This is a genomic window from Aquimarina sp. 433 (genome assembly GCF_054054605.1).
Window position 1 is genome coordinate 50,666 of record NZ_JBSWZK010000008.1, and the last position, 18,454, is coordinate 69,119.

Genomic DNA, 18,454 nt, shown 5'->3' on the forward strand with positions numbered 1-18,454 from the left:
TTATTTAAGCAACGAATTCATTCACGATTGCTCTTTGTTTTCCAGAATTTAATAATGGAATCTCAGACACATATTCTATTCTAATATTTGCATCCTCACCTAAATATCCTCTAAACTCTTCAATAAACTCTGTTTCTTGCTCAAAAATATTTTGTTCTATTTTTAATTTAAAGAGATATTCTTTTTCTGCTTTTTGGATAATCTGTCGTTGTTTTACTTGTTTGTATTTGTTAATGATCAAAAGAATACTAGTAGATAATATCTCTCCTGAGGTATTACGAATCATATCCATTTTTCTACCTTCTACTTTAGTAAGCACAAGTTCAGAAGCGTTGTGATCCTTTTCATAATTCATAATACCAATATCTCCTGTGTCGTATCGAATCATCGGAGTATCGTAATTAAATAGATCTGTAATCACAATTCTTCCGATAGTTCCAGGAGCTACCCTTTCGTCATTATTGAAATTGAGAATTTCTATATAATAACTAGCCCAATTAATTTTAAAGAACTCTTTTTTTATTGGTTGTTGAGCTAACATACCATTCTCGGCATTAGAATATCTGGATACCATATCAACATTAAAGTATTTTTTCATCTGTTGTTTGGTATTCGGATCTAAGCGCTCTGACATTCCAATTACTGATCGCAATTTACAATCAATGGGTTTTGAATTAATTGATTCTAAATATTTACATATTTTATCAAAAGATGAGGCATAACCCAACATTCCTTTATTCGAAGAATCTCGTTTTAGAATAGTAATCAACTTTTTAACAGCTTCTTCTGATAGTTCAAAAACATTTATTGGAATGATATTTTGAAAAAAAGAAGCTAGTCCATTTTTCTTTTTAAACATATTCCAAAAACGTAAATAGTATAACCTATATCCTATTGTAAACCCACATAACTCTGAAAAATAAATGATATCAGCTGTATTTCTATTTTTTTTATTGAGATTCTGGTAAACAGTAAAAGAAGCTCCTGTAGACCCACTTGTAGATACTCCTACTTTTTGTTTATTAATATGTATTTGTGATTGTATATCCTTATAAGAAAGTTTGATTATTTCTTTATTAACAACAGGAAAATTTTGAAGACTGTTTGGATTTATATTTTTATAATAATTAGAAGTTTGAGTAGCATGTTCTAGTATATCTTTTAAATACTGCTCTTTTTTACCTAACGATAGTGGATGATTCGGTTTTTCTATAATGTGCTTAACATCTCGATAATGTTTTCTAACCTTACCTCCTCTTAAAAAATCAATAATCCAAAAAGAAAGATTTCTTATCCTTTCGTTAACTCTCATATACCGTCCACTTAACTTTTATCTTAATTCAAAGCATAGCAAACATCAAAGTCACATAATGAGCTTATACGAAAAACTTCGTGCATATTTACGGGATAAAATATGCAACTACTATTATGACGATGTTATTTACTTTTTTTGTTTTTGGTAAAATAAGAAATTGTAAGAAAATATCTAAATAAAAAGTTAAAATTATAACTTTTTATATTCTTCTAAAATTGACTTCCAAACAAACTTCCTTTCGTATCGTTCACAAATCATATCCCTAGCCTTTAACGATAACTGATTGGTATACGAAGGATCAGAAATAAATTTCTTCATCGATTGGTACAAAATTTCAGAACTTTTAGGAGGAATGATTGTACCATTAATACCTTCTGAAACGATCTCATTACAACCATTAATATCGGTAACAATACTTGGTAATCCCATAGAACCAGCTTGCATTACCACATTCGGAAATCCTTCTCGATAACTAGGAAATGCTAAAGCGTTTGATATTGCAAAAAATGGTCTTACGTCATTTTGCCAACCTACAGGAATGATATTAGGGTTTTCATTAATTTCTTTTTCTGTTTCTGGCAATAATGGATCTAGATCTCTTTCATAAGTTCCTACTAGTAACAACTTTGATTTCTTAAATTCACTATTCAATTGTTTAAATGAAGTAATAAGCTCGTTGATACCTTTATCTTTCACGAATCTGCCTACAAAAACAAAAACGAAATCATCTGGTGCTATATCAAGTTCTTGTTTTAATTTGTCATTATCTTCTATTGTATAGCCCGAAGGATCAAAATGAGAAGTATCAATTCCATTAGAACTTCCATTTGCTATTACTTTTAATTTTTTAGCAGAAGTGTATTTGTTCTCTAAAATAATATCATTTAACCCAAAAGAATTTGGATAGATCATACTAGCACAAGCATACGTAATTTTTTCTACAGTATCCAACAATAATCTTTTCGCTCCCGTTGCCTCTAATAATGGTAATCCAGCTATTGTATGTAATCTATGCGGAACACCAGCTAATTTTGCAGCTAACATAGATAATGTTCCTGCTTTAGGCGTATGACTATGCACAATATCTGGCTTTTCTTTCTTAAAAAGTTTATATAATTGATATACTGCCTTTAAATCCTGAACTGGCGTGATCTTACGTGTCATTTGGATCGGAACTACAGCGATTCCTTCCTGTTTCGCTACCCTATCTAAGATATTTTCATCTTTACTCGAAACTCCAATTACCTCATAATACTGAGACATAAACTTTAACTGCCCCTGAAGCAATCCCCCAAGAGACCTTGGAACAGTTGTAACACGAATAATTTTCCCCTTTTTTTCCACTTAATAGAAATAATAAATATTGTGGTTGCAAATATATAGATATAAGGAATGATTAAAATTTTATTTCCAATATTTTTAAAAATCATAAACGATCTATGAAAAAAATAGTTTGTAAATTGAAAGGTATGATTCATTTTACGTACAAACGAATACTGAATTTTTACAATACATCAGTGATATAATACAATAGTTTATGATCTTAATACAATAGGGATTAAGAAATTGTAATTATTTATTTTATTTGAAGAAACAAATGCAATAATAACATCAACTTATGTATATTTAGACATTGGAAAAATTTAAGACGTAACAAAAAAGAAAGAAAAAACTTACAATTTCACACAAAAAACACTCCATTTTTTGGGGAATAAATCCATCAAATTTATGACTCACTCACCTTACCCTAGTATTTACAGTAGATTTTATCAAAGTAGTTTTCATTTTGGTTTTAATTTCGACTCGCATTACGGTAAAGCCGTAAGGGTTTAATTGTTTAATTATCAAATGATTATAATTCGTAAACTTTAACATTTTTTTTCGACATAATACACAATAGTATCGATGAAACTCCGTTAAAAATGAAATTAAAAACCTAAAACACCCCCCAACCGAAATGAAAAAGTTACCCTATTTTCTATTATTAGTGTTTGCTATAAGCATTTTTGCTTGTAGTACAGAGAACATCGAAGAAGCAATTTCTGAAGAAGAAGAGGAAGTTATTGAAGATGAAGACGATACTCCTCCAGAGGAAGAAGACGATGGAATTGTTTCTGATACTCCATGCGATTTTGACCTTTCTGGTCTGGCTGCTAACTCTACAGTAACAATAAATTGTCTGTTAGATTTAGAAGGCGCGACCATTACTTTACCTCCTAACACCACTTTTGATTTTGATGGTGGAGATATTTTTAATGGAACTTTAATATTTTCCGGAGGTATAATTGATGGAAGGCTTTTAAACTCTAGTTTAAAAACTGAAGGTAATGTTAGTTTAAAAGATCCTGTATTTAAGTTTAATGCGACTAGATGGGAAAATATTGTTCAAGGGCAAACTAATTCTGATATTGCTTTGAAGAATACTGCTGAATTTGAAGATTTAATGTTTCAGATAAAAGAAATGGGTGGAACTACTTTCGAGACGAATGTTTTTGATGCCTTTTTCGAAACTACGAAAGTAACGAGCACCACAGCTGATCAAAATTTTTATGCTTCTGTAGAAGGAATCAATGTTCCATCTAATTTCCATTTAAAAATGTCTGACAATACCAAGTTAAGACAGTTTCCTGCTGGATCACGAATCGAAAATGGTACAGTTATCGCAGTTAGAGATGCTGACAACGTAACGATTTCTGGTGGAAACATAATTGGAGACAGAAATGATCGTGAATACGCTCCTGACGATGTAGGCCTCTACGGTACTCACCTTATGCATATTCATTCTGGTAGAAATGTTACCGTCGATGGTGTAAATTTTGTAGAAGGATCTAAAGGAGCTTTAACTATTTATTCTATAGGATTTAGATTTGATCCAGATTATATTCCAACATACGGAGTAAAGGTAATCAACTGTTCTTTTACCAATATTAGAAGAATGGGAATTGCTCTTACCGATGGTAACGATATTTTAATTGAAGGTAATACCTTTACCAATGTAGGTCAACCAATGGCTGGATCCGATGGTGGTGAAGTTGGATATGCTATAAATATTGAAGCTTTTAGAAGCAGAGATGCTAATGGGAATCTATTAGAACATGAAAGAGCTTTTGATATTTTAATTACCAGAAATACTGAAATTAATAGTAGAGTTGGTTTTACTGCAGCAACTATTGGACAAGATATTACTGTAGAAAACAATGATATAGAAACTAGATGTATTCTCTCATTAGCTTCTGGAACAAAAATTATAAATAATAGATTCAATGCTTCTGCAGAAGCTGCCGAAAGATTTGCAATTTTTGCAGCAGGTAGTCATAGTGAAACAGTATTTGATAATGAAATATCTGGTAACGATATTACTGGATACAGTATTGGTATAGCAACAGATACCAATGATATCGATGTACATGATAATAATATTACAAATGGTGATATTGGAATTCAATTAAAAGATACGTCTGATTCTAGATTTTACAATAACATGATTAATGTAAATGAAACAGGAATTAGTGCGACCAATACTTTTGTAAATAATACTAGTATCAACGATAATGAGATTACAGCAGGAAGATTTCATTTATTCCTAACAGGGTTTAATAATACTCCTGATACTAACGGATATACCATCTCTGTAGAAAGAAATAAATTCCTTACTTCGAAAAAAGTAACCATAAATAATGCGAATGGTATTGATTTTATGAATAACGAAGTAACTGGTGGTATTGAATTAGGTACCTCTTCTAATATCAATATTTCTTCTAATACTAAAATTGATCCTAACGACAGTGATGGAATCAGATTGTATGGTTCTCATTCGGATGTGTCTATTACTAATAATAACATTTTGGAACCATCTGGAGCAGATAGATTCGACTGTATTAACAATGATTCAGATACGCCAAATGCCATTGTTTTAAGTGGTAATACTTGTGCTAATCGATAAGACACCTTATAATTGTACCTATATTTTATAAGGAAAAGAGACCATCTATATTGATGGTCTCTTTCTATTTATGATATCCTGTATATAGTACTAATTGCACAGTGTACTCATGCCTCATAAACTAGTTAATATTAGAGAGCTAAAATCTCTTTAGCAAGAAGCTTAGTAAAATACTTAGCTCCTTTATCATTTAGATGAGACGGATCATGAAAAAAATCATGATTATTACTAAATCTCGGATCGTTAAAAAAATCTAGTAAAGGAATATTATGTTCTGTAGCTATCTCATTAATTAAGGAAAAAGATCTGTTTTTTCTATAATTACCCTTTATAAACTTCGGTGATGTAACAAAAATGAGTTTAATATTGTTCGACTTTGCATTTAGAATAAACTCTTTTAAGGCATTTACAAGATTACTATCTATTACATTACTTTTTTGTTGTATATCATTTTCATAATTATCAATTTCCTTTTCACTTACGGTCCCATTAAGTGGTCTATACCCTTTATAATCTATTTGTGGAGATACGTAATAACGTGTCATATGTACGATAGTAGAATTAAAAAGATATGATTTAAAAAACATTTTAATATCTACAAACCTATTGTTTACAGCAAAAATAGGTCTTAGCACTTCTTTATGATCTCCATAATAGGGATATAGATCATGAAGTCTATCATAAGCAAAGGTCGAATTAAACAAAAAGTCTTCATCAATATTTAAAATAATAGTTTTAGGGACTACTCGTTTTAAGATCATTTTCTGAAGACCTAAATGATATAATAATTGTTGCCCTTCTGCCCCAACATTATAAGCGGATGTTTGTAGTTCTTTTTCTAAAACTTCTGGAACATAGTGTCTATGCGCATGTGAGCTGCCAAAAACTAATGTCTCTGCATTTGTTTGATCAATGGCATATGTACTGCGAGCATATTTACCCGTCTTTTGTGTATAGAAAAGTTTTTCCGCTGCAATACCTAAAACCGTATCAACTATCACTATGATAATTAATAGTTTAATAAGCTTAAAAATTATTACCCTATGTTTGTTCATACGATCTTACTCAAAATTGAAAATATATAAACTGGCTATCCCCAAAAACTCCTAAATATAAAATCAAGAAAATTAATAGACTATATCCTAACATTCTGGAAATCTCGGTTTTTTCGGTAATCTGCTTTACAGAACCTATATACTCTCTCCAAATTTCAAAACCAATCAGCACTATAATTGCCAACACAGCATAAAAAGGTGCGGCGATATCATCTCCCATTCCAATATAAAGTTTACCAGGTTGAAGAACTATTTTCTTTATAATATAAAAAGCTTCAGAAACAGTATTAGCTCTAAAAAATATCCAGGAAAAACAGATAAGAATAAATGTGCTTATGATATTTAGAATACCTTTTCTGTTTTTAGCACTAAGCAATACTTCTATAATAAGATAAGCTCCATTAATTGCTCCCCACAATACGAATGTCCAATTTGCTCCGTGCCATAATCCACTTATTAAAAAGGTAATAAAAAGATTAAAGAACCATCTAAATTTACCAACACGATTTCCGCCTAACGGGATATACAGATAATCTCTAAACCAGGTCGACAATGAAATATGCCATCGATTCCAAAATTCATGAATAGATGCAGCAAAATAAGGTCTTCTAAAGTTTGTCATTAAATCAAATCCAAAAAACTTTGCCGTACCAATTGCGATTAAAGAATATCCCGCAAAATCTCCATAAATCTGAAAGGCAAATAAAACTGTCGCAAAAATAAAACTTAGACCATCATGTAATTCAACATTATTATAAACAGCATTTACATAAATAGCGGCTCGATCTGCAATTACAAGTTTTAGAAAAAATCCAATGATAATTAATTTACAACCAAGTGAAATTGAACCTTGAGAAACACTCCTTTTATTCAGGAACTGTGGTAACAGATGAGTAGCTCTTTCTATAGGACCTGCTACCAATTGAGGAAAGAAGGAAACAAATGCTGCAAAAGCAACCAAGTCTTTTGTCGGTTTTAGCTTCTCTCTATATACATCTATAGTATAAGACATCGTCTGAAAGGTATAGAAAGAAATACCCACAGGTAATATGATACGCATTACAGTAAATTCTTGGTTTTGTATACCAATAGCGCTACATAGTTCTATCCATGAATCAATGAAAAAATTGCAATATTTAAAGAACGCTAGTAACCCTAAATTAAAGAAAATGCTACAAAGCAGCCATCTTTTTTTATGCTTCTTAGAATTTGACTCGTATATTTTTAGACCTACAACATAATCTACAACAGTACTTAAGACTATTAATGACAAAAATCTCCAATCCCACCAGCCATAAAATATATAACTAGCAGCTAACAGTAATAAATTCTGCAAGACGATTTTCCTCTTATCCAAAAACCAATACAATAAAAAGGTAACTGGAAGAAAAATTAAAAAATCAAATGAATTAAAGTACATTACCTACCAAAAACGAATTAAAGCGAGATTGTAAAATTTCTTTTTACCGCGTCAAACTTTCCATTAGGTCCCAAAGGAATATCATCTACTATATTGATTGTATAGTTTACATTCTGTCCTAATCGGTCTTTTAAATTGTGTACTAATTTTTCTTTCATTCCATCGTCAAAGTTTTGATCAGCTATCAAATTAACTGTGATTTCATCATGACTTTCCTGTACAATTTGGCTTTTTACAATACCCTCTAATCCTTTGTAAGCCGTATCCATCCTACCGACATATCCTTTTTCTTTGGTCCAAAGAATATCATCTTCTCTACCGGTTAATTTTTCGATCATAGGCATCACACAACCACAATCACAAACTTTTCCTTCATTACAAAGTAAAACAGTATCTTCTATATTATATCTGATAAGAGGAGTTTTTAAATTGGTAAAACTAGTAACCACCAATTGTGCAACTTCTCCTGGTTTTGCCTTTTCCCCTTTTGCATTAATAAATTCAAAAATCCCAGAATCCGTATTTAAATGCAAATTACCATTTACACATTCTGTTATAAAAGGGCTTCCTTCACTAGACGCATATTGATTAAACACATGACATCCAAACGCTCTTTCTATTTCTGTTCTTTGATAATCATACAAGGTCTCTGCAGTAACAGCAATAGCTTTGGGAGTGAACTTAACATCAATATTATTTTGATTTATAAATCTACTGATAATATAAATCGCTGAAGGATAACCGTCTAATAATAGCGGTTTGAATTTATTTAATTTCTTAATATAACTAGGTAAATTTTCATCCGTTAGATGATAAGTCGACATCAACAACTGATTCTCAAAATAATTATATACCCAGAAAGGAGCCTTTTTTGCATCTGGTTTTATGATTAATCTCCCAGAAAATCGCACCTGTTTTACTCTTCGTGTTTCTAAACCAATAGCTTTATGAAATCGACGCCATAACGCAAAAGATCTATTGATAGATTCTTTATCTAAATAATTTACCGTCGGAGCACCAGAAGTTCCACTAGTATACCCCACTCCATCGGTAGGTCGCTTTTTATTAACCAAAGCTTCTGGATTTGTCTTTCTTTCTGACTTTGTTAATATTGGCATTTTTTGAAGAACTTCATAGGGCTTCTCTTCAATATCATGTAAGGTAATGCCTAAATCCTTCATTTTGGACGCATACCAATCAGAATGCTCAAATACTTCGGATAACAAAACCTTTAGTCTACTTTCCTGATACCTCTTTACTACATCAATATCCGAATCCCATAAATCGATATACTCATTTAAGTACGTTTCAAATTCTTTGGTATAACGTTGTTTAGAATTTTGATAAGCTTTTACGTTTAGTAAAATAAACTTAAAAGGATAAGGTAAACTATTATAAATTTTTTCTTGCAACTTCCCCATAATTGCTATCTTATTTGTTCTTTATAGAATTCTTGAATTTCTAATGTATTAGAAACAATATCATAATTACCTTCCACAATTTTCTGTACATTATCGTTCTTTACAGAAGCATCTATTGCCAAAATCTTATCTGCCCAGCTTTCTGGCGATTGATCTATGGATAAAAATTCGATATCTTCTGTCAAACTAACTTCTGTAGTTATACTATCAGAAGCAAAAACTTTTATTCCCGCAGCTTGTGCCTCAATTAATGTAACTGGTAATCCCTCATAAAAAGATGGGAATACAAATACATCAAACATCTGAAACAGTTGTGGTACATCTGCTCTTACTCCTAAAAAACGAACATTCTTTTCTATTGATAACTGTGCCGCTTCCTTTTCCATTACTGAACGTAAAGGTCCATCTCCTACCATCATTAATACAGCCTCAGGTTTCTTTTGTAAAACTTCTTTGAAAATCTTAAGCAAAAAGGTATGATTTTTCTGACTTGCAAATCTTCCTACGTGCCCAATCACTAGATTTTTTTCTACATCAAACTCTTTCTTGTATTGCTGAGCAATAGATTGATTATATGCAAATTTTTCTGTGTCAATTGCATTATTCATAGTAGTAAAAGAAATATCCTTACCGAACAACCAATTCCCCGCTTTATCACCACATGAAAATAGATCTGTAGCATCTTTTTTTACTTTCTTTTTTAATTGAAGTTTTATCAATTTCTTGAAAGTTTCTTTTATGCTTTCTTTGTTTGAAAAAAGAGAACCTAAACTAACATCATCAATGGCAATATGAGCATGCGCAATTCTACAAGGAATATTAAATTCTTTCGCAATTTTTAATGGAAAACAACTAAAAGTGTTTAAATGAGAATGTATTATTGAGTATTCAGAATGCTCTTTAAAGAAGTCTCTTAATTTATTATAATAATCTCCCGGAAAAAGAGGATTTATTGGATCAAATCTATATATTCTTCCTCCTAAATTTTCTATTTCTTCATCGAAAGCAGCTTTTTCTTTGCGATGTACCAGAAAATCAAACTGTATTTGACTCCTGTCTATTTTTCTATAGTAATTCATGATCATCGACTCGGCTCCACCTCTGTTCATGATAGTAAATACCTGTAAAACTCTTATAACACCCATTAAAACTCTCCTTTAGTTTTGTATCGTATATAAAGATTTAAAAGTACTCCAAAAGGAATGGCTAAAATTGTAGTCAACTTCTTTGGAGATTCACTAATAAAAGACCCATTTTTGGTAAAAATGGCACTAGATACATAATGAATTGCATTTTTAAACTTGTCTTTGAAATTTTCTGCAAGCTGCATTCTACTTTTTCTAGAAAATGCAAAGCCTTTTGGATGTCTTCTATATTGTTTTAAAATATTCATGCTTGAACCATCTTGCATATATTCTACTTCACAAAGAACATCATTGATAGGAAGTAACTTATAATCTTGGTCAATCAATTGATATAGATACCCTAGTGGAACAAAACGCTCTCCTTCAAAAATCGGATAAGAAGGGTATTTTTTTACAACTTCTGTTCGATATACTAATTTTTTATCACCTAAAACTTTGTGTACATTATACAAATCATATAAGGTAGTTTCTTTAATATGCTCTGGAATTTTAGTTCCGATAATTTTTCCATCTGGATCAGCATCTAATCCTACAAGACCTGCATATTCTGGTTTATCTTTTATTTTCTCCCAAGCAACTAATATTTTCTCTATAGCTTCTTCTCCCATGCAATCATCACTGTCTATACATACATTTAACAAGGTTTCTGTTAAACGATAAGCCGCATTATGACCACCATGCATTCCTTGATTTTCCTGATAATGATATCGTATATCTATTTTCCCTTCTTTTATCCAAGAAGCTACTAATGATTCTGTATCATCCGTAGAACCATCGTCTATAATTAACCAAACAAAATCTTGATTTGATTGCTTAATTAAACTTTCATAACATTTATGCAAACAATACGCCCGATTGTAAGTTGGTGTAAATACTGTTATCGTTTTCATTAGTTGATTAATTGATTTGTTGTTAGTGTTTATCCCCAATATAAATAGTACATCATATATGTAAATGAAAAATAGGCCAACATTACTTTCCCAATCATAAAATGATGGTCCTTAAAAAATTCTTTCTTTAGAAATGGATATATGATCACGATTGCCATCATAAACCATGATAGATATGCAAATCGATTCGAGTAATTAGCTTTTATAACTAAAATCCAAAATCCATTGCAAATCAGATAGGTATTTAGCAATTGATAATAAAATTTATCTTCAAACTTCTTTTTATAAATAAAATACCATCCCGCAAAAACTGCAAAAGCACTATGGAACAGGAAGTCCCATCTAAATCCTGTACTTGCAAATGTATTGGCATCTACCTCAGAAGTTAAATATCCAGTAAGTCGATCATCGCCAAAACCTAAACTAGCAAATAGTGTTATCCATAAACTTCCCATTACCAAAGACAATGGAATACAAAATAGCCAACCTTTGAAGAATACTTTGGGATCATTATAAAAGTTGGTAATTATATATGCGAAAATTGGTAAAAACAGGGTTTTATGGAAAAATGTGGCAGCTAGAAAAAACAACGCCATTACTACCTTTTTCTCATGATAACATAATCCCCATAAAAACAAGGAAGTTGCAGCACCATTACGCATTCCGTTTACTCCATAAGTCCAAAAGGAAAAGGAAACGATAAACATTACAAATGAATAGTACCAGTATTGTCCAAATAACTTTTTAGAAATCTTGTATAATGGGAAAATGTAAATAAATGCACAAATTGTAAAAAAAGTGTGAGCTGATACGATTTGTGCCAATGTTTTCATAAAAACATGCCAACCATAATCATTTACCTCTGGAATTTCTCCTCCGAGTCGATATCGATCAAATGTAACTATATAATTGACCGTATCCCCAAAAATACCACTTATAGGGCGCTGACCAATGTAAAGTATTAGAAAAATTAACAAGAAGTATCCAGAAAAATTTATGAAAACAATATTCTTGTGCTCACTAATCTGTAAAAGTCTAGTGTGTAATAAAGTAAATACCACCAAAAAGAAGCATAAATTAATATACAACGGATAGTAAAACTCTAAAGGCACAAAAGTGTTCATTTTACTAGCTTATTTTAACAGTTATCTTATTACACATCATATTTTCTAGATCTTTTTCCCGTCTTGCTTAATAATACGTGCTGGATTTCCAACTACTACACAATTATCCGGAACATCTTTAACTACAACAGAACCAGCTCCTATAGAACAGTTATTTCCGATCTTAATATCTCCAATAATTATAGCTCCTGTATAAATAGAAACATTATTTCCTATCGTAGGCCTTTTTCCATCTACTTCGCCTACTGTTACCAAATGATTTACATATAGGTTCTCACCTATTTCTTCTGCATTTAGAATGGTGCTGTATGGGTGTCCTGTTAATACACCACCTCCTAATTTAGTACTGATATCAATTCTAAAATATTTCTCTTTTTTGCAATACAAGTTTAGTAGACTAGAGACCATACCTCTATTTCTAAAGTAAAACAAAGTTCTAAAGTCTGGAGAGTTCGCCAGAAAATTTAGAAGCAAAGAAACCTTACCTCCAGTCATCCCTTTGGCCGAGGCCCATCTTTCTATATCCTTATCAATTAGATCTTTATTCTTACTTCCTTTATAAATGATCACATGAGGAAATAAAAAGATCTTATATATATTTAAAATTAGTGATCTCATATTACTTTATTACTTCTGTAAACAAACCCTTCCAAAGATTCATAATTTGTGCTAACTCATACTTTTTCGAATTCTCTCTTGCTTTTGCTCCCATATTCTTAATGGTATCCCTATCATTCATCAGCTCAGTTAACTGTTTTGCGAATTCGGAATTGTCATACATTGGTACTAAAACTCCTGTTTCTTTATTTACAATATTTCTAGGTCCATATGGACAGTCAAAAGAAACTATCGGTAAACCAGATGCTTGAGCTTCTAATAATACCAATGGAAAACATTCATTATGCGAAGTCATTACAAAAATAGAAGAACTTAACATTTCTTCTTGCATCCTATCTGTTGGTCCCATCAACTTCAATGTATCTTGAACACCTACTTCATTAATTCTACGTTGAAGTTTCTCGACATAATTCGATTCCCCACTCCCAAAGATATGAAGATTCCAGTCTTTTTTAGTTTTTGAAACTTCCGCCCAAATATCTATCAATATATCATATCCCTTTACTGCAGCAATTCTACCTGCAGTAATGATTCGATTGTTATTTAGATTTGACACATTATCTGGGAAGAAGGTCAATGGATTTGGTATAACAACTGTATTATTGCTTTTATAATAATTTGTTTCATCCTTATTTAGGATTACCAACTTATCATATTTTGTTTCCACATAATCCGCAAACTTGAAAAAGTACTTTTTAAACAAACTAGGATTTGCTCTTTTGTCTTTTTCTATAAACCTAGAATAATGAAACTCCTTAATTTTAGGAATACTTTTTACTATAAAAGGAACAAAATAAGTATCCACACTATGACTGCACACCACCACAACATCTGGCTTAATTTCTTTTAAAGCAGCCTTTGTTTTGGCAATATGATTCGGAAGTTTTTTTAGGTTTTTAGGATGAAAATAGGACTTTCTTCTATTGTAATTAATCCCTAAATCTTTAAAAGCAATATTTTGATCAAAGGAATAACAAGGTGTGTTCCCTTTTTGTTCTGTAGTGATAATATGTACTTCGTAATTTTCTAGAGAAGCAAAATAATTTGCTTTTATAGAAAGTACTCTTTCGATTCCTCCGTGGAGATATACCTGATCTATAACAAATACGATTCTCATTTGGATGAGGTATTAGTTAAACCGATAAAAAGTTGATTCCATTCTTGAGCAATAGTTTCTGGCAGATACTTTTTTACTGCTTCTTTGGCATTCTTTCCCATAGCTCTCCGTTTATCTTCATCTTCAATTAAGATAAGAATAGCTTTTGCAAAAGTATCGATATCTCCATTTTCTACTAAAAGACCATCAACTTTATCACTAATTATATCAGATGGACCGTAAGGACAATCATAAGAAATACAAGGTACTCCATATGCCATCGCTTCTGTTAATACCATTCCGAATCCTTCATATCTCGACGACATCGTATAAATCGATGCCTGTTGGTACTTTTCTGCTATATTTTTTACTGGTGGATAGAAATTGACTGAATTAGATACCCCTAGATCTTCTGCAAGTTTACTCAAGCCCTCTTTTTCATTAATAGTCCCATAAATATCTAAGCTCCAATCTTGATGTATATCATTTACTTTTTGCCAACTTTTTAAGAGTCTGTCGTATCCTTTTTGAAAACTATGTTTCCCTACAGCTAATACTTTTTTATTTTCTAAAGAGCTTTTTTCTTCTGGATAAAAAGATAATGGATTAGGAATAACTTTAAGATTTTTAAATGTCCATTCATTTAAATTCCCATTGGTAAGTACTACGAAATGATCATAATACTTTCCGCCAAAATTCATTAAAGAAAATTTGGTAGCAGTGGTAATTCTCTTCTTTAAAGATCTCTTCCCCTTTTTTATTTCTACATTTCTAGAAACATGTCTTTCATAGATCATAGGACAAAGTTTACCCAAAATTAGGGGTACGAAAAAACCTTTTAACCCATCATCGCAAACTGCAATTACATCTGGTTGTAATTTTTTTATCGTATTTCTCAGTCCTTTAGCATACTTATACATCCTAGATATAGGATTTCCTTTCGCCTCTACATTATGATATGATAACTTAGGACTAAAATCGTAAAAGAGTTCACTTGTATTCTGATTTAATGTAACTACATGGATATCATAATCATAATCATCTGCAAGCTTACTAGCCTTTATCGAAAGTACCCTTTCCAATCCTCCAGGACCGTCGATACGATTTACTATATATACCAGTTTCATCAAATTACGTTTAAGAATAGTAGTATTTGGGGGAGATACTTTTGTTACTTTTTTATTACAATATCTAAATACGGATAGCAAAAACCGCTATTTAGATTTTTATTCATTGATTTTAGAAATTTTATATAGCGTAATCCCTTAAAACCAACCTTTAGAAAAGTAGACTTTTCGAACTTCATTAAACTGCTTACTATATTAATTTCTTTTAAAGGTGCTATTGCTACTTCAAATTCATGATAGCTAGCTCCTCTTCCCCATCTTTTAAATTTCATCATATTTTCATCATCAATCTCACGATAAGAATCTTTAAAATTCTTCCTACTGGAAAATTTAGAATAGTAATACGCTAAATCATCTGGTAACCAATCATAAAAAGGCAGTGCAGCCGTATGCGAATCATAATACCATAATCTATTAGGAGTTTCTATAATTGCTAGATAGCCTCCGCTTGATAACATTCTCCATGCTTGTTGTAATGATTCTAATCGTTCACTAACCGTCATATGCTCTAAAACCGCATAATAGATGATGAAATCAAACTTTCTATCCTTAAAATTCTCTTCAATTTCTTCTCCATTTACATGATGCAACTCTGCTTCATATCCAGCTATTCTCATCCTATCCTTAGCTACTTCCAAAGCTCCAGCATCCACATCAACACCTACTACTTTGGCACCTTGCTCGCTTAAGGCTAGTGTAGAAATACCAGTTCCACATCCAATTTCCAAAATATTAGCTCCATTTAGATCCTTTACATGATGTAACCAAGGCGCTATCCTATTTCTATTATAGTACAAACGATCAAAAAGCTGTCCACTTACTGCCTGATTATATTCTGCAGTTGATAATCTACTTTTGGTATTTCCTCTGTCTAAGTAGTTTTCTTTAAGTGATTTTGTTAACTCTTCTAATTGCTCTTTAGAAAATGTAGTGTGTTTTTGTTGCATTTTCTTTGGAGCTGTAAAGAAGTTATCCTTTAACAGTTTTTTGAGTACCCTTTTCATCGTTTGTGCGGTTGTTTAGATTTTATTAGTAACTTTTTCTTTTAGTGCATTGGCTAAGTCGTGGTGTTTTTCGAGGTTTTTTACTGTGGTTTCGTTGGTTATTTTGCCTTCTAATCCAAAATTAGAAGTATATGCTCCTGTTTTACTATCAATATCAATTCGATTAAATAGCTCTAGAATCCCATCAAATCGACAAGAATCTACAAAACTATCAAAACCGTTTACAAAGATTACAGGAGTACCCATCGCCAAACATGGTAATGCGCAGTGTATTCTAGAGGTTATGACTAGCTTTGCTTTTGCATATTTATTTAGCAAATCAACAGCCATATCAAATTTTTCTTCGTCTGTATAAGTATTCGAAGGCGGTTCTTGGTTGATAAACGTAGCTGTGTCCAATACTTCTTTACTGATAAACTTTTTTATGTGTTTATCTTTTTTTCCTAATTTGAAAGCAGATCCATTTAATATGTTTTTAATAGTGATTTTTGTATTGTAAAATACCTTTTCTGCTCTTGGATAGCTATATAAAGGATCAACAATATAAATATCATCTCCTCTCTCTGAATCATCAACTTTATAAGAATCTAAAGTTAATGTTAGGCATCCAGTGAAATAGGCATCAATTCCTTTAGCCTTAAGAGTATCTGCCGTAAATTGATCTCTACATCCAATAGGTTGGTGCTTTTTTAGATATGCAATTCCTTTTTCACTTAACATAGCTGGAGCAGCCGTATTATTCATGTGAAAAGAAACAAAAATAGGATCAATATTATCTGACGGCACCCAATTATGAATATTATGAGTAAACCATCCATTCATAATTAACTTTATAGGATCACCCGTGTACTCTCCTAATCTTTCTCTATTTAATAACGTATCTACCTTTGGCAAAAATTGTTTAGCCGCTAAACTTTGAATATTGTCTCCAACATTAAAAAAGTTCTTATTCTCATCGTATGTAAGTAATCCGTATTTCATTAGTTCTACAATTTACCTAGTTTGTATCTACTTTAATTTTCTATATATCTTTTGTAACCAAGGAAATTTATTTCTAATAATAAACTTCAATCGATTGGTTCCTTTATTTGCATTATTAATTTTTTCTTCTAAAAGTCTATCTACCTTGCCATTTCTAAACTCGTTCATATGGGCAGTTTCAACTTCTTTGTTATCAAAAACAAAAAATGTATCCACACTCTTAGCCTTTTCCATTAATTCCCACCAAAAGTATTTTACTCCTTTACTTCCAGAGCCTATATGTAAAATCTGATAAATTTTGTCATAAACCGATCCATCTACATTAAAACCATATTCATTTGGATTTTGGTTATTGAGAATAAGTCCCATTATAGTTCTAAAACATTTCTCGCAATAGCTACAATTAAACTCTATTCTTTTTTCAGAATAACAAACTCTAAGTCTAAATCTCTTATTTTTATCCTCGGCAAATTTTGCTATTAAATCTACTTTATCCTGTCTTTTAAGTTCATACCCATCATGATAAACTCTAAAACCTGAACCCCAAGTAATTTTTTCATCAATTTCTGGTGTAGATCCCCAATCAATATCAATATGATCAGTATATGAAGACGCAATATAAACCGAACTATAGTTATGAATATAAGCTAAAGGAGCAATAGACCCTACTAACGCTAAACCATGCTGTACTTTACCCCACCAACCTATATCTTTTAGCAGTAATTCTACTTGATACGTATAAAAATCTCTCAGATTGGTTTCTATATATTCTTTATTATTATCTACTAACAACTCTTCATTTTCAATGAAATCTGTAAACTCTTTCCATTGACCTTTATCAGCAATAGTGATATCTGCTCCATGCAGCGTTATCAAATCAGGTTTTTGATCATAAATTCTAATATAAGTAGCATAAGCATCTACCCCACCACTAAAAAGCATTGCCGATTTAGTATGCTTTACAGAGTTTTTTACTAGTTTCTTTGCTACTAACTTTCCTGTAAAAGAACTCGGTACATCTCTTTTAGCAAACTCCTGTTTTATTTTTTCTTGAGCATTATAGAAATCTTCATCAACTTCATCAACTTCTATATCAAACCCAGCAAACCAAGCCATTGGTAAGACATTACTCAAAAACGGAATCACAGCGATACTTTCTGGAGTAGAACTTACATCTATTTGATATTTGGAATAAAAAGGTTCTTTCTCCACAAAGAATTTTTGGATATCAGCACCTACCACATAGTCATAATTGATCTTACGACCGTTATCAGAGTATGTGATTGCTTGTAGTTTTAAGGTATCCATTTTTATA

The 18,454-nt window shown here is 31.4% G+C and carries 15 protein-coding genes; 1 reads left to right on the forward strand and 14 read right to left on the reverse strand.

Going from position 1 to position 18,454, the window contains the following annotated elements:
- Positions 1-4 precede the first annotated feature (4 nt).
- On the reverse strand, positions 5-1,312 hold the full coding sequence (locus tag ACWNT5_RS16335) for a CoF synthetase (RefSeq protein ID WP_456517936.1): 1,308 nt from the start codon (positions 1,310-1,312) through the stop codon (positions 5-7).
- Positions 1,313-1,504: 192 nt separating this feature from the next.
- On the reverse strand, positions 1,505-2,659 hold the full coding sequence (locus ACWNT5_RS16340) for a glycosyltransferase family 4 protein (RefSeq protein WP_456517937.1): 1,155 nt from the start codon (positions 2,657-2,659) through the stop codon (positions 1,505-1,507).
- Positions 2,660-3,272: 613 nt separating this feature from the next.
- Between ACWNT5_RS16340 and ACWNT5_RS16345 the strand changes: the two genes are divergently transcribed.
- Positions 3,273-5,258, forward strand: a complete 1,986-nt coding sequence (locus tag ACWNT5_RS16345) for a right-handed parallel beta-helix repeat-containing protein (RefSeq protein ID WP_299601737.1) — start codon at positions 3,273-3,275, stop codon at positions 5,256-5,258.
- Positions 5,259-5,389: 131 nt separating this feature from the next.
- Here the strand turns inward: ACWNT5_RS16345 and ACWNT5_RS16350 are convergent, their stop codons facing one another.
- The 12 genes from ACWNT5_RS16350 to ACWNT5_RS16405 all read right to left on the reverse strand — a co-directional run bounded on the left by ACWNT5_RS16350 (position 5,390) and on the right by ACWNT5_RS16405 (position 18,447).
- Entirely contained in the window at positions 5,390-6,259 is an 870-nt protein-coding gene (locus ACWNT5_RS16350) for an SGNH/GDSL hydrolase family protein (protein WP_456517938.1), read from the reverse strand.
- 64 nt (positions 6,260-6,323) lie between these two features.
- Positions 6,324-7,649, reverse strand: coding sequence for an MBOAT family O-acyltransferase (locus tag ACWNT5_RS16355; RefSeq protein WP_366141416.1), 1,326 nt, complete (start codon positions 7,647-7,649; stop codon positions 6,324-6,326).
- Positions 7,650-7,750: 101 nt separating this feature from the next.
- Entirely contained in the window at positions 7,751-9,154 is a 1,404-nt protein-coding gene (locus tag ACWNT5_RS16360; protein ID WP_456517939.1) for a phenylacetate--CoA ligase family protein, read from the reverse strand.
- A gap of 5 nt (positions 9,155-9,159) precedes the next feature.
- Entirely contained in the window at positions 9,160-10,299 is a 1,140-nt protein-coding gene (locus ACWNT5_RS16365) for a glycosyltransferase family 1 protein (protein WP_456517940.1), read from the reverse strand.
- The gene (locus ACWNT5_RS16370) at positions 10,299-11,189 is read right to left on the reverse strand and encodes a glycosyltransferase family 2 protein (RefSeq protein ID WP_456517941.1); all 891 of its coding nucleotides are present in this window, start codon (positions 11,187-11,189) and stop codon (positions 10,299-10,301) included. Before ACWNT5_RS16370 ends, ACWNT5_RS16365 begins: the two co-directional genes overlap by 1 nt.
- A 29-nt stretch (positions 11,190-11,218) precedes the next feature.
- Positions 11,219-12,313 carry an EpsG family protein gene (locus ACWNT5_RS16375; RefSeq protein WP_299601753.1) on the reverse strand — a complete coding sequence of 365 codons (1,095 nt, stop codon included), beginning with the start codon at positions 12,311-12,313 and terminating at the stop codon, positions 11,219-11,221.
- A gap of 45 nt (positions 12,314-12,358) precedes the next feature.
- Entirely contained in the window at positions 12,359-12,931 is a 573-nt protein-coding gene (locus tag ACWNT5_RS16380) for a serine O-acetyltransferase (protein WP_299896322.1), read from the reverse strand.
- Between the two features lies 1 nt (position 12,932).
- Positions 12,933-14,048, reverse strand: a complete 1,116-nt coding sequence (locus ACWNT5_RS16385) for a glycosyltransferase family 4 protein (protein WP_456517942.1) — start codon at positions 14,046-14,048, stop codon at positions 12,933-12,935.
- The gene (locus tag ACWNT5_RS16390) at positions 14,045-15,154 is read right to left on the reverse strand and encodes a glycosyltransferase family 4 protein (protein WP_456517943.1); all 1,110 of its coding nucleotides are present in this window, start codon (positions 15,152-15,154) and stop codon (positions 14,045-14,047) included. The genes ACWNT5_RS16385 and ACWNT5_RS16390 overlap by 4 nt, the downstream gene beginning before the upstream one ends.
- A 44-nt stretch (positions 15,155-15,198) precedes the next feature.
- Positions 15,199-16,158 (reverse strand): class I SAM-dependent methyltransferase, encoded by a 960-nt coding sequence (locus ACWNT5_RS16395; protein WP_456517944.1) that lies wholly within the window; start codon positions 16,156-16,158, stop codon positions 15,199-15,201.
- A gap of 15 nt (positions 16,159-16,173) precedes the next feature.
- The gene (locus tag ACWNT5_RS16400; protein WP_456517945.1) at positions 16,174-17,139 is read right to left on the reverse strand and encodes a polysaccharide pyruvyl transferase family protein; all 966 of its coding nucleotides are present in this window, start codon (positions 17,137-17,139) and stop codon (positions 16,174-16,176) included.
- A 27-nt stretch (positions 17,140-17,166) separates the two neighbouring features.
- Entirely contained in the window at positions 17,167-18,447 is a 1,281-nt protein-coding gene (locus ACWNT5_RS16405; protein WP_456517946.1) for a hypothetical protein, read from the reverse strand.
- Positions 18,448-18,454: the final 7 nt, after the last annotated feature.